At 62.2% G+C, this 21,261-nt stretch carries 17 protein-coding genes; 5 read left to right on the top strand and 12 right to left on the bottom strand.

The window, feature by feature from the left end; translation table 11 throughout:
• Window positions 1–67 precede the first annotated feature (67 nt).
• Complete coding sequence (locus tag GGD40_RS19670; RefSeq protein WP_179744615.1) at window positions 68–1,966, top strand: glycosyl transferase family 1; 1,899 nt, start codon at window positions 68–70, stop codon at window positions 1,964–1,966.
• 158 nt (window positions 1,967–2,124) lie between these two features.
• Here GGD40_RS19670 and GGD40_RS19665 read toward each other — a convergent pair whose 3' ends face one another.
• The gene (locus tag GGD40_RS19665) at window positions 2,125–2,712 is read right to left on the bottom strand and encodes a hypothetical protein (RefSeq protein ID WP_179744614.1); all 588 of its coding nucleotides are present in this window, start codon (window positions 2,710–2,712) and stop codon (window positions 2,125–2,127) included.
• A 267-nt stretch (window positions 2,713–2,979) separates the two neighbouring features.
• On the opposite strand from GGD40_RS19665, the gene GGD40_RS19660 reads away from it, so the two are divergent.
• On the top strand, window positions 2,980–3,621 hold the full coding sequence (locus GGD40_RS19660; RefSeq protein ID WP_179744613.1) for a cadmium resistance transporter: 642 nt from the start codon (window positions 2,980–2,982) through the stop codon (window positions 3,619–3,621).
• 96 nt (window positions 3,622–3,717) lie between these two features.
• Here the strand turns inward: GGD40_RS19660 and GGD40_RS19655 are convergent, their stop codons facing one another.
• A complete protein-coding gene (locus GGD40_RS19655) occupies window positions 3,718–4,059 on the bottom strand; it encodes a hypothetical protein (protein WP_035546730.1) in 342 nt (113 codons plus the stop codon).
• Between the two features lie 207 nt (window positions 4,060–4,266).
• Here GGD40_RS19655 and GGD40_RS19650 point away from each other — a divergent pair, with 207 nt between their 5' ends.
• Together GGD40_RS19650 and leuA are read left to right on the top strand one after the other, a co-directional pair.
• The gene (locus GGD40_RS19650; RefSeq protein ID WP_179744612.1) at window positions 4,267–5,178 is read left to right on the top strand and encodes a class I SAM-dependent methyltransferase; all 912 of its coding nucleotides are present in this window, start codon (window positions 4,267–4,269) and stop codon (window positions 5,176–5,178) included.
• A 312-nt stretch (window positions 5,179–5,490) separates the two neighbouring features.
• Window positions 5,491–7,209 carry a 2-isopropylmalate synthase gene (gene leuA / locus GGD40_RS19645; RefSeq protein ID WP_179744611.1) on the top strand — a complete coding sequence of 573 codons (1,719 nt, stop codon included), beginning with the start codon at window positions 5,491–5,493 and terminating at the stop codon, window positions 7,207–7,209.
• 211 nt (window positions 7,210–7,420) lie between these two features.
• Here leuA and GGD40_RS19640 read toward each other — a convergent pair whose 3' ends face one another.
• From GGD40_RS19640 to GGD40_RS19605, 8 genes are all read right to left on the bottom strand, one after another.
• Complete coding sequence (locus tag GGD40_RS19640; protein WP_179703708.1) at window positions 7,421–8,194, bottom strand: amino acid ABC transporter ATP-binding protein; 774 nt, start codon at window positions 8,192–8,194, stop codon at window positions 7,421–7,423.
• Entirely contained in the window at window positions 8,194–8,871 is a 678-nt protein-coding gene (locus GGD40_RS19635) for an amino acid ABC transporter permease (RefSeq protein WP_035546740.1), read from the bottom strand. The genes GGD40_RS19640 and GGD40_RS19635 overlap by 1 nt, the downstream gene beginning before the upstream one ends.
• Window positions 8,872–8,893: 22 nt before the next feature.
• Window positions 8,894–9,682, bottom strand: a complete 789-nt coding sequence (locus GGD40_RS19630) for an amino acid ABC transporter substrate-binding protein (protein WP_179744610.1) — start codon at window positions 9,680–9,682, stop codon at window positions 8,894–8,896.
• A 368-nt stretch (window positions 9,683–10,050) separates the two neighbouring features.
• Window positions 10,051–11,502, bottom strand: a complete 1,452-nt coding sequence (gene hydA, locus GGD40_RS19625) for a dihydropyrimidinase (RefSeq protein WP_035546744.1) — start codon at window positions 11,500–11,502, stop codon at window positions 10,051–10,053.
• A gap of 65 nt (window positions 11,503–11,567) precedes the next feature.
• A complete protein-coding gene (locus GGD40_RS19620; RefSeq protein WP_179744609.1) occupies window positions 11,568–13,079 on the bottom strand; it encodes an NCS1 family nucleobase:cation symporter-1 in 1,512 nt (503 codons plus the stop codon).
• Window positions 13,080–13,153: 74 nt separating this feature from the next.
• Entirely contained in the window at window positions 13,154–14,482 is a 1,329-nt protein-coding gene (gene preA / locus GGD40_RS19615; RefSeq protein ID WP_179744608.1) for an NAD-dependent dihydropyrimidine dehydrogenase subunit PreA, read from the bottom strand.
• A gap of 98 nt (window positions 14,483–14,580) precedes the next feature.
• On the bottom strand, window positions 14,581–15,930 hold the full coding sequence (locus GGD40_RS19610; protein WP_179744607.1) for an NAD(P)-dependent oxidoreductase: 1,350 nt from the start codon (window positions 15,928–15,930) through the stop codon (window positions 14,581–14,583).
• A 153-nt stretch (window positions 15,931–16,083) separates the two neighbouring features.
• Window positions 16,084–17,364 carry a Zn-dependent hydrolase gene (locus GGD40_RS19605; protein ID WP_179744606.1) on the bottom strand — a complete coding sequence of 427 codons (1,281 nt, stop codon included), beginning with the start codon at window positions 17,362–17,364 and terminating at the stop codon, window positions 16,084–16,086.
• 342 nt (window positions 17,365–17,706) lie between these two features.
• Here GGD40_RS19605 and GGD40_RS19600 point away from each other — a divergent pair, with 342 nt between their 5' ends.
• Window positions 17,707–18,420 (top strand): TetR/AcrR family transcriptional regulator, encoded by a 714-nt coding sequence (locus GGD40_RS19600; protein WP_257030439.1) that lies wholly within the window; start codon window positions 17,707–17,709, stop codon window positions 18,418–18,420.
• 95 nt (window positions 18,421–18,515) lie between these two features.
• On the opposite strand, the gene boxA is transcribed toward GGD40_RS19600, so the two are convergent.
• Both boxA and boxB read right to left on the bottom strand, forming a co-directional pair.
• Entirely contained in the window at window positions 18,516–19,757 is a 1,242-nt protein-coding gene (gene boxA, locus GGD40_RS19595) for a benzoyl-CoA 2,3-epoxidase subunit BoxA (protein WP_179744604.1), read from the bottom strand.
• Window positions 19,758–19,796: 39 nt separating this feature from the next.
• Complete coding sequence (gene boxB, locus GGD40_RS19590) at window positions 19,797–21,224, bottom strand: benzoyl-CoA 2,3-epoxidase subunit BoxB (RefSeq protein WP_035546756.1); 1,428 nt, start codon at window positions 21,222–21,224, stop codon at window positions 19,797–19,799.
• Window positions 21,225–21,261 lie beyond the last annotated feature (37 nt).

Here is a 21,261-nt window from a genome sequence, read left to right as displayed (position 1 = left end):
TAATCCTCGGCTTCGACTAACGTCGCTTCGATTTAGTTAGTCATGCGTACTTCGAGAAATTAGCCCGATGGAAGAAGCCACCTTTTCGCTCGACCACTTCGAGCAACTCGTCTACACGCGTCAGCATGTCAAGGCGTCGATCCAACTCGTCGCCGCGCTGGCGCTTTTGCAGCAGAAGCGCGGCAAGCTGGACCACAGCTTCGTGGCGTCGGGCATGTTCGACCTCACGCCCAGCGAGCAGCGCCAACGCTTCTGCAGCCGTCTCGCGAGCGCGTCGTCCGCGCTGTTCGTCGACCCGGATTTCAAGTTGCCCGCCGAGTGCTTCAGATTGTTTCTGACGCTGCACGAATGGCTCGGCCTGGTGTTCTCCACCACCCCGTTCGGCAACGCCGATCCGGTAAGCCGTCACCTGAACCCACGTGGCCCGGAAAACACGCAGTTTCTTACCGGCGACGGCTTCGTCGAGAAACTGTGCGTGCTCTATTCGACCGAGTCCGAACTGGAGATCGACTTCGCCGCGCTGTGGGCTTACGACAAAACCCTCGCGGCCAGTCTCGCACTCGTGCTGCTGGCGCCGACTTTCAAGGGCTCGCCGAGCGCGCATGTCAAACGCGAAGCGCTGATCGAATGGCTGCCCGGCAAGCTGCGGCAGATCGACGACCTCGACGACTTGCCCACCGCCCTACTGCATAACGCCTACATGTTCTGCAGCTACGCGGACTCGCCACGGCGGCATGAGATCAAGCGGGACATCAACGTACTGGTGCGCCGCAAACTGGCTCAACTGGGACTGACGGACCTGCCGGCGGAGGCGGAGGCGGCAAAACCGGCACGGGCTTCAGCCTCGGCGAAAAACCGTACGCGGAGCGGCAGGAAACCGTTGATGCTGGTCGTGCTGGAGTGGTTCGGCGGCGCTCATTCGATCTACCGCACGCACTCGCGTACGCTGGAAGCGGCGCGCGAACATTTCGAGGTGGTCGGCTTCGGTTTCGGTTACGCGATCGACGACATCGGGCGCGCGGTGTTCGATCGTTTCATTGAACTGGAGCAGCCGGAATACATCGGCGAATGCCTGAAGACGATTCGCGACTTTGCCGAGGCCGAAAAGGCGGACGTGTTGTATATGCCGAGCGTGGGCATGTTTGTGCTGAGCGTGTTCATGTCGAATCTGCGCGTCGCGCCGCTGCAGATCGCCGGCCTGGGCCACCCGGCCACCACGCACTCCGACAAGATCGACTATGTGAGTGTCGAAGAAGATTACGTCGGCGACCCCGCCTGCTTTAGCGAGCGCCTGATGAAGCTGCCGAAGGACGGCCAGCCGTATCGCCCTTCGGTGTCGCTGCCGGAAATCGTCGCGCGGATTCCGCCGTCGCGCGAGACTTTGGAGGTCGTCGTCACGGCCAGCGCGATGAAGCTGAATCCCGGCTTTCTCGACGCTTGCCGCGAGATCGGCGCGCGCGCCGCGACGCCGGTCGAGTTTCATTTCATGAGCGGCGTGCCCGCAGGTTTGCCACTGGATCGAATCCGCGACGTGATCGGCCGGGCGCTGCCGCGCGCCGTCGTGCATGGTTTTCACGATTACGCGAGCTATCTGGCGCGCGTCAATCGCGCCGATCTGTTTCTCAGCCCGTTTCCGTTCGGCAACACCAATGGCATCGTCGACGCGCTCACGCTGGGTTTGCCGGGTGTCTGCAAACGCGGTGCGGAGGTGTTCGAGCGGATCGACGGCGCGCTGTTCGAGCGGGTAGGCATGCCGTCATGGACCACGGCTGACAGCGTCGAGGATTACATCGCCGCCGCAGTTCGGATGATCGACTCGCGCGACGAACGCGAGTTGTTGCGGCAGCAGTTGATCGATACGCGGGCGGTGGAGCGTTGCTTCGAGGGACGGCCGCAGGCGTTTAGCGAGTGTGTGCGGAAACTGATGCGGGAAAAGAAAAGCCATCGCGCGGAGGCGATGGCTTGAGGGTGGTTCAGTTGTTTGGGCTTAGCGTTGGTTGAGAATTTGCGGTTTGGCTAGAGGATCGAGGCTGAGGCTCGGGCTCGATCCTGAGGCGGCTCGGCCGAGACACCGGCTGATGGCACGCTCGCCAGTGTCACGACACGCCAACGCACCGGAGAGATTTACTCCTCGGCGGCTTCGGCAGGCGGCGTGGCAAGCTTGGCAGGCGCCAGCCAGGTGAACACACCCAGCGTCTCGCCATGGAATGTGCACTCGGCAGCGGCGGCCGTTGTCGTCTTCTTCGGCTTGGCGTTTTTGAGCGAAAGCGCGTCGGCGTTCGAGGCTGCTGCGGCCACGGCTGCCGGCGCTGTTTCCGATGCGCCGGAGGCATTTGCCGCCGCGACAGGAGTCGAAGCCGACAATCCGGCCGAAGCCGTCGACACCGCTTGCACGCCCGAAGCCGCAGATGCCATCTGCGCCATCTGCCCCGCTGAAGCCGCAACCGGCGCAACCGCCTTCGGCACGACAGGCGGCGTAGCGGCCGCCACTTCCGACGCCGTCATCACATGTTCGATCGACCCTTCGACCACCACGCGTGTACCGTCGATTGCCGCGCCTGCGTGATCGATCTTCAGCTTATCCGTGGAGGTTTCGGCCAGCTTGCTTCGCATCAACTGCTCGCATGCGCTCGGGTTCTTATAGACGGCACAGCCGGCCAGCAAAGTGGCAGCGGTCGTGACGCAGACGAGGGAGAGAATCCGAATCTTCATTGATGTTCCGTTTTTCAAGCCGTCGGCAATTGTAGCTTACGGGGCGGACACTCGACGCCGGCCGCTACTGTCTGTGTGACACGCGGTCCGGGAGAAGTGAACCTCGCGCAAAACGGTATGCGACACCTCAAAACCTTGACCTCGTAGGCGCGTATCGGCATCGTGTTGACCGGCCGCCGCTGTTGCGACGCGCGGCTTTCTTTCCCGCCTGCGTCCTTCACGGGACGCAGGCCGGTTTCCTCACCCCGTATCGACCGGCTTTCCCGCATGCTTAGCCTTGCCCTGCTCGCCATTGCGGCTTACGCCGCCACCAACATCGACAATCTGTTCGTGTTGCTCGCCTTTCTCGCGGAAGCGGGACGTGAGCGGCGTCGCGTGATCGTGGGGCAATTTGCCGGCTCGCTCGCCTTGATCGTGGCGGCGATTCTGCTGGCGGCACTGCTGACGCGCTTGCCCACCGGTTACGTCGGTCTGCTCGGCATCCTGCCGATCGGCGTCGGGCTCGCCAAGGCATGGGAACGGTTTGGGCCGGGCAATACTGCGCCAACCACTCCGGCGAGCCCGCCCAGCGCCAACCCGGCAAGCGCATCCGCACCGCCCGCCACGGTGCGCGGTGGCTCATCCTGGTGGACGGTCGCCTGCGTGGCGGTCGCCAACGGTTCGGACAACATCGCCGTCTACGTGCCGTTGTACGCCAGCCATTCGTATGCTGACGGCATGTTCATCTCGCTGGTGTTTATCGTGATGATCGGGCTGTGGTGCGTCGGAGCGGTGTGGCTCGTCGAACATCCGTTACTCGGCGCGCCGATCCGGCGTTACGGCACGGCACTGCTGCCGCTGATCCTGCTGGTGATCGGCGTGTCCGTGATCGTGCAGAACGACACGCTGCGGATCGTATTCGGCCTCTAACAGGCGCAAAGCTTCAATGAGTCGGCAAACGGGCCCGTGCGGAGATGCGCTGCGCTCCAGCGCGCGATGCGGCACGGCCGTTCTCCATCTGAACCCTCAATTGGCCGGCATCGACGGCATGGCCGTCGGCTGGACATACGTGCGCACGCCCGCGAGCGGCGAACCGTAGCCGCCCGCATTCGTGTTGTTCGGCAAGCCGTTGACCAGTTGCGCGCGTGGGTCGGTCGGATTCAGGTTCATCTCGCCGGCCTGCTGGTTGCCGTGCGTCGGGTATTCGCTGCCGCGCGCGGCGTTCGGCATCAGACGCAAGCCGTTTTGTGGCGCGTTGACGTCGTCCTGCACGCTCAGGCCCTGAGCGCCCGCCTGCGCAGCGATCCCGCACGCAGCGGCGCACAGCAAGATCCGTACTGCCTTCAATGTCCTCGACGTTCGTTTCATGGCTGCCTCCGGCAAAGTGAAAAGAATTGATCCTGTCCGCGGTATCCGATCCAGCTATCCGGCAATCCAGCGCGCGGCCAACGCTGATCCCTTTATTTATACGCGCCGCTGTCCGGTTCGGATTCGGTAACTTCACCAGCGCTAAATTCCGCAAGCGCCTATCTTTATTCCGATTGCCGATTTCCCCGCAGCGCGAACGCCCCGATAATGGATCTCATGAACGCCAACCCCAATCCGAAAGCCCGCGCGCTGTCTGGCACGCTCGCGGCACTCAGCGCCGCGCTGCTCATGGCGGCATGCGCCGGCCCGACCACGTCGACGTCATCGGCAACGTCATCCGCATCGAACCCGGCCGCCACCCCAGCCAACGCGGCGCAACTGCAAGCCGCAGTGGCCGGCCCGCAACGCGGCGACAAAGCTCGCCAGCGCGACCTCTACCGTCATCCGCAAGAAACCTTGCAGTTCTTCGAACTGACGCCGTCGCAAACCGTGCTGGAGATCGCGCCCGGTGGCGGCTGGTACACGGAAATCCTCGCGCCGTACCTACGCGGCCAAGGCAAGCTCTACGAGGCCGAATACGACGGCCCGCAAGCCGTGCCATCGGCGGAAACGCAAGCCAACCGGGCCGCGTTCGCGCGCAAATTCGCCGCCGCGCCCGCCGTGTACGGCAACGTGGTGGTCGGCAAGCTGAAGGCCGGCGAGTTCACCGGCATTCCGGCGGACGCTCGCTTCGACCGCGTGCTGACCTTCCGCAACATCCACAACTGGATCAAGGACGGCCAGATCGACGTCAACCTGCGCGCGTTTTACGCCGCGCTCAAACCCGGCGGAATACTCGGCGTCGAAGAACATCGCGCGGCGCCCGGCACCTCGCTGCAACAAACCATCGATAGCGGCTACGTGACCGAAGACTACGTGATCGAACACGCGCGCGCGGCCGGCTTCCAGTTGATCGGCCGCAGCGAAGTGAACAGCAATCCGCGCGACACGAAAGACTATCCGCACGGCGTCTGGTCGCTGCCACCCACCTACGAGGGCGGCGATGTCGACCGGGCAAAATACGCGGCCATCGGCGAATCGGACCGCATGACCTTGCGCTTCGTAAAACCGGCGCAATAAATCCGCGGCGCCAGCAAGGGCGTCCGCAGCGGCGTCCACACGAGCCGCAGGCGGGATGGCGCTTGACGCCATCCCAATAATATGTTCCTATTGCGCACTATGTACCGCGCCCAGACCATCCTATCGCTACTACTAGCCCCCTCTACCGGGCTAGGTCTGCTGCTGCGCGCTTCCATCTGAATCTGCTACACCCGAAGCACCGCTCAATTCCCCAGTAACTGACCCAGCCCCGGTTTCCGACCGGCGCGTTGTTGCATCTGTTCGTCGTCCGGTCGATTCCCAGCTATCTGGTCTCACCCTCGGATGATGAAAATGTTGAAGAACCCTGCTACCAAATACCGCTCGTTCAAGCCGATCAACTTGACGGATCGCCAATGGCCGTCGCGCACCATCACGCGCGCGCCGATCTGGATGAGCACCGACCTGCGCGACGGCAATCAGGCGCTGTTCGAGCCGATGAACGCACAGCGCAAGATGCGCATGTTCAAGACGCTGGTACAGATCGGCTTCAAGGAAATCGAAGTCGCGTTTCCGTCCGCGTCGCAGACCGACTTCAATTTCGTGCGCGAGCTGATCGAAGGCGGCCATATTCCGGACGACGTCACCATCGAAGTGTTGACGCAAGCCCGCGACGACCTGATCGAACGCACCTTCGAATCCTTGCGTGGCGTACCGCGTGCGATCGTCCATCTGTACAACGCGACCGCGCCGGAATTCCGCAAGATCGTCTTCGGTCTCGAGAAGAGCGGCGTGAAGGAACTCGCGCAAAAGGCCGCACGCACGATGAAGCGTTTCGCCGATGCATCGCCGGAAACGCACTTCACGCTGCAATACAGCCCGGAAGTCTTCAGCGGCACCGAACTCGACTTCGCGAAGGAAGTCTGCGACGCCGTGTTCGACATCTGGCAACCGACGCCGGACCACAAGGCGATCGTCAACCTCCCCGCCACCGTCGAAATGGCCACGCCGAACGTCTACGCGGACCAGATCGAATGGATGCACCGCAATCTCGCGCGCCGCGATTCGCTGATCGTCTCGGTTCACCCGCATAACGACCGTGGCACCGCGGTCGCGGCGGCGGAACTCGCGGTCATGGCCGGCGCGGATCGCGTCGAAGGCTGCCTGTTCGGTAATGGCGAACGCACCGGCAATGTCGACCTCGTTACGCTCGCGTTGAATCTGTACACGCAAGGCGTCGATCCCGAGCTCGATTTCTCGAACATCAACGAAGTCGCGCGCACGGCGGAAGAATGCACGCAGTTGCCGGTGCATCCGCGTCACCCGTATGTCGGCGATCTGGTGTTCACCGCGTTCTCCGGTTCGCATCAGGACGCGATCAAGAAGGGGCTCGCGGTACAGAAGCCGGACGCGTTGTGGGAAGTGCCGTATATGCCGATCGATCCGAGCGATCTCGGCCGTACGTACGACTCGGTGATCCGCGTGAATAGCCAGTCGGGCAAAGGCGGCATTGCATATCTGCTCGAGCAGAGCTACGGCGTGGTATTGCCGCGCCGCCTGCAGGTGGATTTCAGCTCGGCGGTGCAGCGTTTTACTGACGAAAGCGGCCATGAAGTCACGCCCGCGCAAATTTGGGCGTTGTTCCAGGAAGAGTATGTCCAGAACGTCGCGCCGATTCATTACATGGGCCACAACCTGTCCGAGCGCGACGGACGTGAACACATCAAGCTCACGGTCGAGATCAACGGCGAGCGCCGCGTGTTGAGCGGCGAAGGCAATGGCCCGCTGGATGCGCTGATGCACGCCATCGGCGCACCGGTGCGGATCCAGCACTATGAAGAACGCGCGTTGACGCAAGGCGCGGATGCACGCGCGGTGGCCGTCGCCGAAATGGCCGGCGCGGAGGTGGCAGGTAGCGCGTTCGGCGTCGGTATCGATGCCAATCTGGTGACCGCATCGATTCGCGCGGTGATCAGCGGCGTCAATCGTGCCTATGCACGCGCGAATGCGGAGGCGAAGGCAAGCTTCTTCGACGCGGCATTGAACGATGCGGCGCAAGACGTAGCCGTGTGAAATAGCTAGCTTGCAATTGATGGCTGGTGTCGTTGAAGGGGCGTTCGGTTCACTTCGGACGCCCCTTTTTTATCGGCCGCGATTGTTGCCCGCGAAACACGTCGTGCTCAGTCTGTAATACCGAATTGCACTCCACTCTCTTTCAGCGGGAAAGCGAGCCTGCGATAGTTGCGCCGTCTTTAAGAGTCTGGCCCGTCTCTGAACCTCGCACTCAACCTCGTTCAGTCCACGAGTCCGGCAGACTGTGCGTCAACGTCGACACGAAACGCGCCGTTTCCGGTTCACGCGGCTGCATGAAGATCTCGCGCGACGGTCCCGCTTCTTTCACCACGCCGTTATTCAGGAACACCACGTCGCGCGCGATCGTCGCGGCGAGCCGCAGGTCGTGCGTGGCCATCAGCATCGTCATGCCTTCGGTGGCGAGTTGCTTGAGCACTTCGACCACTTCGGCGGCGAGACCCGGATCGAGCGCCGAGGTCGGCTCGTCGCACAACAGCACTTCCGGCGACGGCGCCAACGCTCGCGCAATCGCCACCCGCTGCTGCTGGCCGCCGGAGAGCGTGGCCGGCCACGCGTCCGCCTTGTGCGCAATGCCGACCTTCTCCAGCAATTCATCGGCACGCACCCGCGCTTTTTCCTTGTCCCACTTCTGCACGGTCAGCAAACCTTCCATCACGTTCTGCCGCACCGTCAGATGCGGAAACAACTGGAAGTTCTGAAACACCATGCCGGTGCGACGGCGAATCGTCAGCACCGCTTCTCGCGACGGTTTTTTGTCGCGACTGAATTCGAGCCGCTGATCGCCCAGTTCGAGCGAACCCGCTTCAGGAATTTCCAGCAGATTCACGCAGCGCAACAGCGTGCTTTTACCGCTGCCAGATGGACCGATCAGCGCCGTGACATTGCCCGGCTCGAGTTTCAGATCCACCGAATTCAGCACGCGCAAGCCGCCGAAATACTTGTCGATTTTTTCCAGTCGGATCATCAGTTACCTGCCTGGAAAAGTGCGTGACGGCCGAACTTGCGTTCGAGCCTGACTTGCGCCGACGACAAGACCGAACTGAACACCAGATACACCAGCGCCGCTTCGGTATAGAGAATCAGCGGTTCGTAGGTCACCGAGGCGATCCGCTGCGCCGCCTGAAACACTTCGGGCACCGTCAGCACCGCGGCCAGCGACGTGTCTTTGACCAGCGCGATAAACGAATTCGACAGCGGCGGCAGCGCCACGCGCGCCGCTTGCGGCAGGATCGCGCGACGCAGTGCCTGACTGCGCGTCATCCCCATCGAATAGGCGGCTTCCCACTGTCCTTTCGGAATCGATTCGATCACGCCGCGAATCACTTCGGAGTTATACGCGCCCACGTTCAGCGAAAAGCCGATGATCGCCGCCGTCAACGGATCGAGCACGATGCCCACATTCGGCAAGCCGTAGAAGATCACGAACAGTTGCACGAGCAACGGTGAGCCGCGAAACAGCCACACGTAAAAACGCACGATCGCCACCGCCCACTTCGGCCCGAACAGCCGCACCAGCGCGACGACGAACGCGAGCACGATACCGATCGCAAACGACGCCAGCGTCAGCGGCACGGTGAACACAAGCCCCGCATACAGCAGGGGCCACAGCGAATGCGCCATCAGATGCAACCATGCCGGCATGATTCAGACTCGCGGTGGGGGCTTACTTGGAAACGTCTTTGCCGAAGTACTTCTGCGAGATCTTCTCGTAGGTGCCGTCTTTCTTCATGTCGGCGAGAGCCTTGTTGATCGCTGCCACCAGTTCCGGACTACCCTTTCGGATCAGCACGGCGGATTTGTCGCTGCTGTCCGACGCGGTATCGAGCGCGACGATCTTCACCTTGGCGTCCGGCTTGTGCTTCTTGAAGTCGAGGAACGACAGCGAATCGTTGACGGTCGCATCCACACGGCCCGAGGTCAGCAGATCGATCGACTCATTGAAGCCCTGCACGGGGATCACTTCCGCGCCATGCGCCGCTGCGATCTTGCCGAAGTTGCTGGTCAGTGTATTAGCTGACTTCTTGCCCTTCAGGTCGTCGAAATTCTTCACCGTCGTGTTATTCGACTGCACGATCAGCGCCGCGTGCGACGTGATGTACGGGTCCGAGAAATCGTATTTGACCTTGCGCGCGTCGGTAATGGCCACTTCATTGATCACCGCGTCGTAGCGGTTCACGTCGAGACCGGCGATCAACCCGTCCCACTTACCTTCCACGAATTGCGGCTTGACGCCCAGGCGCTGCGCGATCGCGGTGCCGATCTCCACGTCGAAGCCGGTCAGCTTGCCGGACTCGTCGTGATATGTGAACGGCGCGTAGGTGCCTTCGGTGCCGATCTTGAACACGCCGGCGGATTTGATCTGCGCGAGCTCATCGGCGGCGAAGGCCGAGGTCACGGCGACGGCTTGAAACAGCGCGATCAGCAGAATGGAACGAATCGACTTCGACTTCATCAGGTGGCTCCGTCAGGTTTGCTGCATCAGTGATGCTTGGGCAGGGCCCGCCGCGCTTGCGCCCGGCAGAGTGGGCGGACTGTAGCAAAGGGCTCATGCTTTTACAAAGGATCAGGTTTCCGATCAATATGCGCATACGTGCTAAGGCGACAGCCGTGACCGCCGACATATTGTCGAATACGACGTTATAGCAGATAGGACGAACGGCATGCATCGCATCATGGAACGCGGGCAGGACGCCATCGGGGAAAACACGGGAGGGGTGCTGCCACGGCTAACGCGGCTAAGGCGACTAACCGCACGGCGGCAAAAGAAAGGGCAGTGCCGTGGAAAACCACGGCACTGCCCCTGGTGGGCTTACAGAAAGACTACCGCTCCACCGGATGCGGCTCCTTGCGTTTGTTGGCCACGCGGATCGCGTCGAAGTAAGCCGGATTCGGCGGCCGCTTCAGATAACGCCCCGCGCCGCGCACCGCGCGCAACTCGCCATCGGTCCACGCGAGCGCGCCGCGCGTCAGCGTGTGCATCGCGACGCCCTGCACGGTCATGCCTTCGAACACATTGAAGTCGACCTTCTGATGATGCGTCTTCACCGAAATCGTCTTGCTCGCGTTCGGGTCCCACACCACGAGATCGGCATCCGCACCGACCTGCACCGCGCCCTTACGCGGATAGAGGTTGAAGATCTGCGCGGCATTGGTCGACGTGATACGCACGAATTCATTCGGCGTGAGACGTCCGCTATTCACGCCGTGATGCCAGAGCACCGCCATGCGATCTTCCACGCCGCCGCAACCGTTTGGAATCTTCGTGAAGTCTTCGCGGCCCATCGCCTTCTGCGACGCGCAGAACACGCAGTGATCGGTCGCGGTAGTGTGTAACTGGCCCGCTTGCAGACCGTGCCACAATGCTTCGCGATGCTCGGCGGAACGGAACGGCGGGCTCATGACGTGCGCCGCCGCACGCGTCCAGTCGGGATCGCGATACACCGCTTCGTCGATCACCAGATGGCCCGGCAACACTTCGCCGAATACGCGCAAGCCCTCGCTGCGCGCTCGCGCGATTGCGTCGACCGCGTCTTTCGAGGACACGTGCACGATATACACCGGCACGCCCAGTACTTGCGCGATACGAATCGCCCGGTTCGCCGCTTCGCCCTCCACTTCCGGCGGACGCGACAGCGGATGCGCCTCCGGACCCGTGAAGCCCTTCGCCAGCAACTGGCGCTGCAACTGGAACACCAGCTCGCCATTCTCCGCATGCACGGTGGGCAGCGCGCCGAGTTCGAGCGAACGCGAGAAGCTGTTCACGAGCACTTCGTCGTCGGCCATGATCGCGTTCTTGTAGGCCATGAAGTGCTTGAAGCTCGATACGCCATGCTCATGCACCAGCGTGCCCATGTCGCGATACACCGAGTCGTCCCACCAGGTGACCGCAACGTGAAAGCCGTAATCCGCCGAGGCTTTCTCGGCCCAACCACGCCATGCGTTGAACGCTTCCATTAGCGATTGCTTCGGGCTCGGAATCACGAAATCGATAATGCTGGTCGTGCCGCCCGACAAGCCCGCCGCCGTGCCGGTATAGAAGTCGTCGCTCGCCGTGGTGCCCATGAACGGCAGTTCCATATGCGTGTGCGGATCGATACCGCCGGGCATCACGTACTGGCCGCCGGCATCGACAATCGTGGCGCCGGCCGGCGCTTCGAGGTCCACGCCGATCTGCAGGATCGTGCCGCCGTCCTGCGGATCCGCACACAATACGTCTGCACGATACGTGTTCTCCGCGTCGATAATCGTGCCGCCGCGAATCAGGGTCGTCATGTTGCCGCCTCCTTATGAACTGCTGGTTTCGGTGCTACCTCTATCCATTACGCTCGCATCAGGCACTACGCGCTCGCTACCCGCGCGCTCGATCCTTTGCTGAGCTTCATCCACGCGCTGTACACGATCGACGCCAACGCGAGTCCGACAAACCACGCATACGTATAGAGCGTATTGAAGATCGCCGGCACGTTCGGAAACGAAGCCGGAAACGCGGTATGCAAAAAGCCCGGCAGATTCGGCAGCACGCCGATCACCAGCGCGACCACCGCGCCGATATTCCAGCCGCCCGTATAGCTGTATTCGCCGTGCTCGTCGAACAGTTCGCGCGGATCGAGCCGGGTGCCGCGAATCAGAAAGTAATCGACCATCAGAATGCCGGCGACCGGTCCAAGCAATGCCGAATAACCGACCAGCCACGTGAAGATATAGCCTTGCGTGGTGGCGAGAATCTTCCACGGCATCATCACGATCGCGATGGTCGCGGTAATCATGCCGCCGACGCGATACGAAATCCCCTTCGGCCACAGGCTCGAAAAGTCATAAGCCGGGCCGACGAGGTTGGCGGCGAGATTGCAGCACATCGTGTCGAGCGTGAGGATGATCAGCGCGACGCCCACGCCAATACCCGTCATGCGGCTCGTCAGGTCGATCGGATCCCAGATCGCCTTGCCGTAGATCACCACCGTTGCCGAAGTCACCACCACCGAGATCACCGACAGCAATGCCATCGGCAACGGCAAGCCGATCGACTGGCCGACGATCTGGTCGCGCTGCGTTTTCGCGAAGCGTGTGAAGTCGGGAATATTCAGTGCGAGTGTGGCCCAGAAACCGACCATGGCTGTGAGACCCGGCCAGAACGTCACCCAGAACATGCCCTCCTTCTTGCCGCCCGGCACGAATTGCGACGGCGCCGACAGCATCGAGCCGAGACCGCCCGCCTTCGACGTCGCCCACCACACGAGTGCGATACACATCACGATCTTGATCGGCGCGGACCAGCTTTCGAGCCAGCGGATCGAATCGGTGCCGTGCACGATGAAGTAAATCTGCAACGCCCAGAACACCAGGAAACACGCGAGCTGCGCGAGCGAGATGTCGAGAAACGGCAAGGCCGCGCCATGCAGCGCGTTACCGGTAAGTATGTTCAGCAGCGTATAGATCGCACTGCCGCCGAGCCACGTCTGAATGCCATACCAGCCGCACGCGACGATCGCACGCAACATGGCCGGCAATTTCGCGCCCTGCGTGCCGAACGACGAACGCACCAGCACCGCGTACGGAATGCCGTGCTTCGCGCCGGCGTGGCCGATCAACAGCATCGGCACCAGCACGATCAGATTGCCGAGCAGCACGGTCGCGACCGCCTGCCACGGCGACATGCCCTCTTCCGTCAAACCGGCCGCGAGCATGTACGAGGCGATATTCATCACCATCCCCACCCACAGCGCCGCGAAGTGATACCACCTCCACGTGCGTTGCGCGACGCCGGTCGGCGCAAGGTCGTCGTTGTAAAGACTGCTGCCCTGCACGCCGGCCGCGAACTGCGGATCGGCGGGTTGCGCTGTCTGCTTCATCGAAAGATCTCCACTGGATCGTTGAGGCCCGCGCGGCTTCTGACGGCGCGTGAGGCCTTTGGGGAATGCTCGTCTCAGGCTGCCTTGGCCGCGTGCGCAGGTTCGGCGGTGTCGGCCGCTTCCGTCGCGGCGGGCTCCCCTGCATTCACACGTGCCGGGTTGTTCGGATGCGTGGTCCAGTTCGCGTACTCGCCCTGATCCACGCGTTCCATCGTGATGCATTCTTCGACCGGACACACATGCATGCACAGATTGCAGCCGACACATTCGGAGTCCATCACTTCAAAATGCCGGACGCCATCTTTTTCTTTCATGATCGCCTGGTGCGCCGTGTCCTCGCAGGCGATATGGCACAGGCCGCACTGAATGCACTTGTCCTGATCGATGCGCGCCTTGATGTCGTATTTGAGGTTCAGGTACTTCCAGTCGGTGACGTTCGGCACTGCGCGGCCGCGAATATCGTCGAGCGTGGCGTAGCCTTTTTCGTCCATCCAGTTCGACAGGCCGTCGGCGAGATCGGAGACGATGCGAAAGCCGTAGTGCATCGCCGCCGTGCAAACCTGCACGCTGCCCGCGCCGAGCACCATGAATTCAGCGGCATCGCGCCACGTTGAAATGCCGCCGATACCGGAGATCGGCAGGTTCGGCGTTTCGACGTCGCGAGCGATTTCCGCGACCATGTTCAGCGCGATCGGCTTCACTGCGGGACCGCAGTAGCCGCCGTGCGTGCCTTTGCCGTCGACCATCGGCAGCGGCGACATCGCGTCGAGATCGACCGCTACGATCGAGTTGATCGTGTTGATCAGCGACACGCCATCCGCGCCGCCTTTATAAGCCGCGCGCGAACCGAGGCGGATGTCGCTGATATTCGGTGTGAGCTTGACGAGGCATGGCAGCTTGCTGCCCTCCTTCACCCAGCGTGTGACCATCTCGATGTACTCGGGCACTTGCCCGACCGCCGCGCCCATACCGCGTTCGCTCATGCCGTGCGGACAGCCGAAATTCAGTTCGACCGCGTCGGCGCCGGTATCTTCGACGAGCGGCAGAATCCACTTCCAGTCGCGTTCGTTGCACGGCACCATCAGCGAGACGATCATCGCGCGATCGGGCCAGTCGCGTTTGACCTGGGCTATTTCGCGCAAATTGATGTCGAGCGGACGGTCGGTGATCAGTTCGATATTGTTCAGGCCCGCGATGCGCTGGCCGTTCCATTGCACCGCGCCGTAGCGCGAGCTGACGTTGACTACGTGCGGGTCGAGGCCCAGTGTCTTCCACACCACGCCGCCCCAGCCCGCTTCGAATGCGCGGTTCACGTTATAGGCTTTGTCGGTGGGCGGCGCGGACGCGAGCCAGAAGGGATTCGGCGAGGTAATGCCGGCAATCGTACAGCGCAGATCGGCCATGTTCGGCTCCTTGGGGACGGCTATTTTTTGTCAGGGTCTTCGGATGCATGTTTCTGGCGGCTGGCGTGGTTAGCGTTAGCCGTGCGCTGCGCTAAGGCTTATGCGGCTTTCACCGCCGTGCGGGCGAACTGCGCATCGATCGCGGCCGCCGCGATCTTGCCGTCCTGCACCGCTTGCACCGTGAGGTCGATGCCGCCGGTGGCCGCGCAATCTCCGCCCGCCCATACGCTGGGTAACGAGGTCTGGCCGTTTTCGTCCACCGCGATACGGTTGCCGTCGAGCGTCAACAACTCGCGTTCGATACCGACCGGCACCAACGTTTGACCGATCGCTTTGAGCACCATGTCGGCTTCGACCACGAAACGCTCCCGGCTGCCTTCACTCGACGTGCGCTCGAACTCGACGCCGATCACTACGCCTGCGTCGCCGATCAAACGCGTCGGCGCTGCATGCGTAACGAGCGTGACGCCGCTGGTTTGCGCAAAGTCGCGCTCGGCCCACGTGGCGCTCATCGATTCGACACCGCGCCGGTACACCATCGTCACCGAGGTCGCGCCGAGCTTGCGGCTTTGCACGGCGGCATCGACCGCCGTATTGCCGCCCCCGATCACGACAATGCGCCGCCCGACTGGCACCGTGCCGACATCGCTCGCGCTGCGAATCTGTTCGATAAAGTCCACCGCGTTCATCACGCCGCTCAGGTCCTCGCCTTCCATGGCGAGCGCGCGCACGCCGGTCAGGCCGATTGCGAGGAACACCGCATCGTGTTGCTGGCGCAGCGTATCGAGATCGATATCGCGCCCCAGCGCCACGCCATGTTTGATCTCGATACCGCCGACCGAACACAGCCATGCCACTTCACGCTGCGCGAAATCGTCGACGGTTTTATACGCGGCAATGCCGTATTCATTCAGACCGCCCGCTTTTTCATGCGCGTCGTAAATCGTCACCTGGTGGCCGCTCAACGCAAGCCGATGCGCACACGCGAGCCCTGCCGGCCCCGCACCGACCACCGCGACATGCCGTCCCGTGTCCGCCGCCCGCTTGAACAGCACTTCGCCGCGCGCCATCGCCCAATCGGTCGCGTGACGTTGCAGCGCACCGATCGCCACCGGCTTCGCGTCCTGATGGTTGCGCACGCAAGCGCCTTCGCAAAGAATCTCGGTCGGACAGACGCGCGCGCACATGCCGCCCAGCGGATTGGCCGACAGAATGTCCACCGCCGCGCCTTTCAGATTGCCGTTGCCGATCTTGCGAATGAAACTGGGAATGTCGATCTGCGTCGGACACGCATTCACACACGGCGCGTCGTAACAGTAGTGGCAGCGGCTCGCCGCGGCGGCAGCCGCGCTCGCGTCGAGCAAGGGTGCGATATCGGAGAACTCGCACGAAAGCTGCTCGGGCGACAGGCGCTGCGCGGCAATGTCGCCGGTTTGCTTGATAGCCATACACGTTCCTTCTTCGATGTGAGGACGTAGCCGGTCCCGCCGGCTGCGCTGAAGCGGAGCCGGGGCGGCATGTTTTATGGGCACGACGGTGAAGCGGGTGATGCGACCACGACCGCTCGAATCATGCGGACCTTCAACGGGTCCGCGATTGCGTTATGAAACCGGCTCGCACGCACGCTCGAGCATGGCGTGCAGCAGCACGTTGGCGCCCGCCTCGATCCATTCGAAGGTGGCGTCCTCGATCTCGTTGTGACTGATCCCGTCGACGCACGGCACGAACACCATCGACGTCGGCGCGACTTGCGACAGATAACAGGCGTCATGCCCCGCACCGGACACCATGTTGCGATGCGGATAGCCGAAGCGTTCAGCGGCGGCGCGCACGGACTTCACGCAGGCTTCATTGAAGGCGACCGGGGCGTAGTAAAAGATCTGTTCGAGTTCGGTTTCCAGACCGATACCGCTCGCGATCTTCTCCACGCCCTCGCGCAATGCGGCATCCATTTTCGCAAGCACCGCATCGTCCGGATGACGGAAGTCGACAGTGAAAAACACGCGGCCCGGAATCACGTTGCGTGAGTTCGGGTAGACCTGCATCATGCCGACCGTCGCACAACCGAATGGCGCATGGTCGAGACCGATGCGGTTGACCAGATCGACCACCCGCGCAGCGCCGAGCAAGGCGTCGCGGCGACGCGGCATCGGCGTCGGCCCCGCGTGCGCTTCCTGACCCGTCAGCGTGATTTCATACCAGCGCTGACCTTGCGCATCGGTCACGACGCCGATGGTTTTCTGCTCCGCTTCGAGAATCGGCCCTTGTTCGATGTGTAATTCGAACGCCGCGTGCAAAGGACGTCCGCCACACGGCACGTCGCCCGCATAGCCGATGCGTTCGAGTTCCTCGCCGAGGGTCTTGCCGTCCACGTCTTTGCGCGAGAGGCCATAGTCCAGCGTGAACACGCCAGCGAACACACCGGAGGCCACCATCGCCGGCGCGAAGCGCGAGCCTTCTTCGTTGGTCCAGATCACTACTTCGACAGGATGCTCGGTCTCAATGCCGTGATCGTTCAGACTGCGGATCACTTCGAGACCGCCGAGCACGCCGTAGATGCCGTCGAAGCGGCCGCCGGTCGGCTGCGAGTCCGCATGCGAACCGGTCATGACCGGCAGCGCGTCCGCCACGCGTCCGGCGCGGCGCATGAACACATTGCCCATCTGATCGACGCTGACCGTGCAGCCCGCTTCCTTCGCCCAACTGACGATCAGATCGCGCCCTTCCTTGTCGAGGTCGGTGAGCGCGAGTCGGCACACCCCGCCTTTCGGCGTCGCGCCGATCTTCGCCATCGTCATCAGGCTGTCCCACAACCGCTTGCCGTCGACCTTGATCGACGTCGTGGGTTCGGCGCCCCTCAGTGCTTCGGATACCGCGTTCATTCGTCTCGCTCCTTTCGGTGAACCGCAATGAAACTGGTGCATTGGCGGCGGTTTTTGGGGCATGTCCGCACGGTGGCGGTGCACACTCGATACGCTCGATCGCCGCTCGATAGAGGGGGCAAACCCTAAGGTATCGGCCGCTCTTCCAATCCTGTCCAGTTGGACAGGTTGTAGACGATTAAGCCCGCCAAATCAATGCTTTTCGTACGGTGACAAACATAGCGAGAAGCGTGCCATTGCACTGCAGCACGGTGTGATCCGCCGTGAAGATTGGGTAGGTGAGCGGCGCGTTGAGCGACTAGAATGAAGCGCGACGCGGCGCCCATGCCGCCGAAGGCGAACATGAGAGACGACGACGTGACAGCCGGCATCACGGAAAACGCAGAAACACGCGCGCCTTTGCGGCGGCGCAAGGCACACATTCGCGAGTCGAACGAGGCGCATCTTCTGGCGTGCGCGGAGGCGGTGTTCGCCGAGCGTGGACTCGACGGCACCAGCACCGCGATGATCGCGGAGCGTGCAGGCTTACCGAAAGCCAACGTGCATTACTACTTCCCGACGAAGCTCGCGCTCTATCGTCGCGTGCTGGAAGATCTGTTCGAGGACTGGCATCGCGCGGCGGATACGTTCGAATGCAGCGACGACCCGGTCGAGGCGATTGGCGGGTACGTGCGCGCGAAAATGGAATTGTCGCGACGTCGGCCGCTGGGTTCGAAGGTGTGGGCGAGCGAGATCATTCATGGCGCCGAGCATATGGAAGACATTCTCACCGGGCGCGTAAAGCCGTGGCTCGACAGCCGCGTGAAAGTGATCGACGACTGGATCGCGCGTGGCTTGCTGGCGCCGGTGAATGCGCAGACGCTGATGTATATGATCTGGGCGACTACGCAGCATTACGCCGATTTCGATGCGCAGATTCGCGCGCTGAAGGGCAAGCGCGCGTTGACGCAGAAAGCGTTCGATGCGACGACGGAAGAGGTGGTGCAGTTGGTGATTCGGGCGTGCGGGGCGGTGTCGCCGGCGCAGCGGGAGGAAGGGGCGGATCCTGCGCGGTAGAAAACCAGGCAGGAGAAAGAAAGCCCCGCTGCGTTTGCCAGGCAGCGGGGCTTTTTTGTAGCGCTACGCAATAGCCTCGTCAACGCAGCGCTCCCTCAATACGTCTCCAGATGCAACCGCCCTTCCTTCTTCAACTTCGCCCACAGCGTTTCCCAATCCAGCTGAACCTGCTCGCCGATCTCCTTGAGCGCTTGCAGCACACCATCTTCCATGCCCTTCAAGCCGCACACGTAAATGTGCGTGTTGTCGTCCTTCAGCATCTGCGCGACATCCACCGCGCGTTCACGCATGACGTCCTGCACATAACGCTTCGGCTGCCCCGGCGTGCGCGAAAAAGCCAGATTCGTATCGATGAAATCCTTCGGCAGATTCGTGAGCGGCCCGAAGTACGGCAACTCCTCTTTGGTTCGCGCGCCGAAGAACAGCATCAGTTTGCCGGTGGCGCCTTTGAGCCGACGGCGCCGCCGATACTCGGTCATCGCGCGCATCGGCGCTGAACCGGTGCCTGTGCAAATCATCAGCAGATGCGAGTTCGGATGGTTCGGCATCAGGAACGTGCCGCCGAATGGGCCGATCACGTTGACCACGTCGCCCTTTTTCAGATCGCACAGGTAGTTCGAGCACACCCCATCGGTCGCGTCGCCGTGGTGCTGCGACACGCGTTTGACCGTCAGCGACACGTTGTTATAACCGGGACGTTCGCCGTCGCGTGGACTCGCGATCGAATACTGGCGAGCGTGGTGCGTGCGGCCGTCCACCGTTGCGCCGGGCGGCAGAATGCCGATCGATTGTCCTTCCAGCACCGGAAACGGCATCGACCCAAAATCGAGCACGATGTGATGAATGTCGCTTTCGGTCGAGCCATCCGTGAGACGGTAGTTGCCCACCACCGTCGCCGTGGTCGGCGCCTTATGCGTGTACAGATTCACATACGGCTTCGCGGCCGACCATGGCGGCACCACGGAACCACGCACGGTATCCACTTCGATGCCGCTCGCGCCCTCCGGCGAGTCACCCGACGCACCCGCCGCTAACGACTCGTCAACAACCGGCACGGCCATCGTGTTCTGTTCCGGCAATACGTCCCACGTGAACTGCTCGCCGATCGGATAAGCGTCGGCCTTCAGCACGGTGCGCCAGTTGTCGATCGCGCCGGTCGGGCACGGCGGCACGCACGCCATGCAGCCGTTGCACAGATCGGCATTGACGACATAGTTGTTGTCGTCGTGCGTGATCGCATCGACCGGGCAAGTCTCTTCGCACGTATTGCAGCGAATGCAGATTTCCGGATCGATCAGATGCTGCCTGAGAACTTCGATCGACACTGGGCCGTTCATGACTTCCTCCGCCTGGTAATGCCAACGCAACACACGCGTTCAGTTAAAGCGCACGTACTCGAAATCGACCGGCTGACGATTCACGCCCATGGCCGGCGGCGCGATCCAGTTGGCGAACTTGCCGGGCTCCGCGACACGCCCCATCAGCGACGCAACGTAGGCTCGGTCTTCCGGCGACGCAAGCCACTTCGCTTCGTTGGCGGCCCATTCGGTTTCGCTGATCACGCGGCCATCGGGCGATACGCGCGTCCCTGCAAACGTGCCGATCTGCCGGTTGAACGCTTTGTGCGGCACCGTCATGCGGAAATCGATGCCGGCTTTTTCGAGCACTTTGTTCCAGCGCCCCACGCCCGCCACCGAATCCTTGATGTAATCGTCGCGCAGTACTTCATTCATTGCGTTGAGCATCGGTACTTCGCGCTCGGTCAGCTTGCCGTCCTGCACGTCGAGCAGTTTGTAGCTCTGTCCATTCAGTTGATGGTCGTCGTCGCGCTTGTTTTCTTCATAGCGGCCTTTCAGACCCGAGCTATAAAACGTTGCCGCATTCGACGAATGATCGGCGCCGAACAGATCGATCGTCACCGAATAATGGAAATTCAGATAGCGCTGAATCGTCGGCAGATCGATCACGCCGGCCGCGCGAATCTTCGCGACGTCGTCGGTACCGAGTTCGTTCATCACCTGCGCAGTGCGCTGAATCACGCGCGACACACCCGATTCGCCGACGAACATGTGATGCGCTTCCTCGGTCAGCATGAACTTCGTGGTGCGCGCGAGCGGATCGAAGCCCGACTCGGCGAGCGCGGACAACTGGAACTTGCCGTCGCGGTCGGTGAAATACGTGAACATGTAAAACGCGAGCCAGTCCGGCGTTTTCTCGTTGAACGCGCCGAGAATGCGCGGATTGTCGTCGTCGCCCGAGCGGCGACCGAGCAGAGCCTCGGCTTCCTCACGGCCATCGCGGCCGAAGTAGCGATGCAGCAGATACACCATCGCCCACAGATGACGCCCTTCTTCCACATTGACCTGGAACAGGTTGCGCAGGTCGTACATGGACGGCGCGGTCAACCCCAGGTGCCGTTGCTGCTCGACCGAAGCCGGTTCCGTGTCGCCTTGCGTGACGATGATCCGGCGCAGATTCGCGCGATGTTCGCCGGGCACGTCTTGCCATGCCGCTTCGCCCTTGTGCTCGCCGAAGTGAATCTTGCGGTCCTGCTCGCCGGGCGTCAGGAAAATGCCCCAACGGTAGTCCGGCATTTTCACGTGATCGAAATGCGCCCAGCCACCCGCGTCGACGCTGACCGCCGTGCGCAGATAGACGTCGTAGCCGTGCGAGCCTTCCGGGCCCATATCGCCCCACCATGCCAGGAAATTCGGCTGCCATTGTTCGAGCGCGCGTTGCAGCGTGCGGTCGTCGGCGAGGTTGACGTTGTTCGGAATCTTTTCGCTGTAGTTGATCGTTGACATGGTCGGTTCCTTGTTCGGAAACTGCAGTGCTTAATCT

This window comes from Paraburkholderia bryophila, assembly GCF_013409255.1.
Lineage (GTDB): Bacteria > Pseudomonadota > Gammaproteobacteria > Burkholderiales > Burkholderiaceae > Paraburkholderia.
The sequence above is the reverse complement of the archived record's forward strand: the minus strand, read 5'-3'. Positions and strand labels throughout refer to the sequence as shown.

Excerpts from the sequence above, each read along its gene's own strand:
- GGD40_RS19670 (WP_179744615.1), top strand. The coding sequence starts at position 68 with ATGGAAGAAGCCACCTTTTCGCTCGACCACTTCGAGCAACTCGTCTAC.
- GGD40_RS19665 (WP_179744614.1), bottom strand. The coding sequence starts at position 2,712 with ATGAAGATTCGGATTCTCTCCCTCGTCTGCGTCACGACCGCTGCCACT.
- GGD40_RS19660 (WP_179744613.1), top strand. The coding sequence starts at position 2,980 with ATGCTTAGCCTTGCCCTGCTCGCCATTGCGGCTTACGCCGCCACCAAC.
- GGD40_RS19655 (WP_035546730.1), bottom strand. The coding sequence starts at position 4,059 with ATGAAACGAACGTCGAGGACATTGAAGGCAGTACGGATCTTGCTGTGC.
- GGD40_RS19650 (WP_179744612.1), top strand. The coding sequence starts at position 4,267 with ATGGATCTCATGAACGCCAACCCCAATCCGAAAGCCCGCGCGCTGTCT.
- leuA (WP_179744611.1), top strand. The coding sequence starts at position 5,491 with ATGTTGAAGAACCCTGCTACCAAATACCGCTCGTTCAAGCCGATCAAC.
- GGD40_RS19640 (WP_179703708.1), bottom strand. The coding sequence starts at position 8,194 with ATGATCCGACTGGAAAAAATCGACAAGTATTTCGGCGGCTTGCGCGTG.
- GGD40_RS19635 (WP_035546740.1), bottom strand. The coding sequence starts at position 8,871 with ATGCCGGCATGGTTGCATCTGATGGCGCATTCGCTGTGGCCCCTGCTG.
- GGD40_RS19630 (WP_179744610.1), bottom strand. The coding sequence starts at position 9,682 with ATGAAGTCGAAGTCGATTCGTTCCATTCTGCTGATCGCGCTGTTTCAA.
- hydA (WP_035546744.1), bottom strand. The coding sequence starts at position 11,502 with ATGACGACCCTGATTCGCGGCGGCACGATTATCGACGCGGAGAACACG.
- GGD40_RS19620 (WP_179744609.1), bottom strand. The coding sequence starts at position 13,079 with ATGAAGCAGACAGCGCAACCCGCCGATCCGCAGTTCGCGGCCGGCGTG.
- preA (WP_179744608.1), bottom strand. The coding sequence starts at position 14,482 with ATGGCCGATCTGCGCTGTACGATTGCCGGCATTACCTCGCCGAATCCC.
- GGD40_RS19610 (WP_179744607.1), bottom strand. The coding sequence starts at position 15,930 with ATGGCTATCAAGCAAACCGGCGACATTGCCGCGCAGCGCCTGTCGCCC.
- GGD40_RS19605 (WP_179744606.1), bottom strand. The coding sequence starts at position 17,364 with ATGAACGCGGTATCCGAAGCACTGAGGGGCGCCGAACCCACGACGTCG.
- GGD40_RS19600 (WP_257030439.1), top strand. The coding sequence starts at position 17,707 with ATGAGAGACGACGACGTGACAGCCGGCATCACGGAAAACGCAGAAACA.
- boxA (WP_179744604.1), bottom strand. The coding sequence starts at position 19,757 with ATGAACGGCCCAGTGTCGATCGAAGTTCTCAGGCAGCATCTGATCGAT.
- boxB (WP_035546756.1), bottom strand. The coding sequence starts at position 21,224 with ATGTCAACGATCAACTACAGCGAAAAGATTCCGAACAACGTCAACCTC.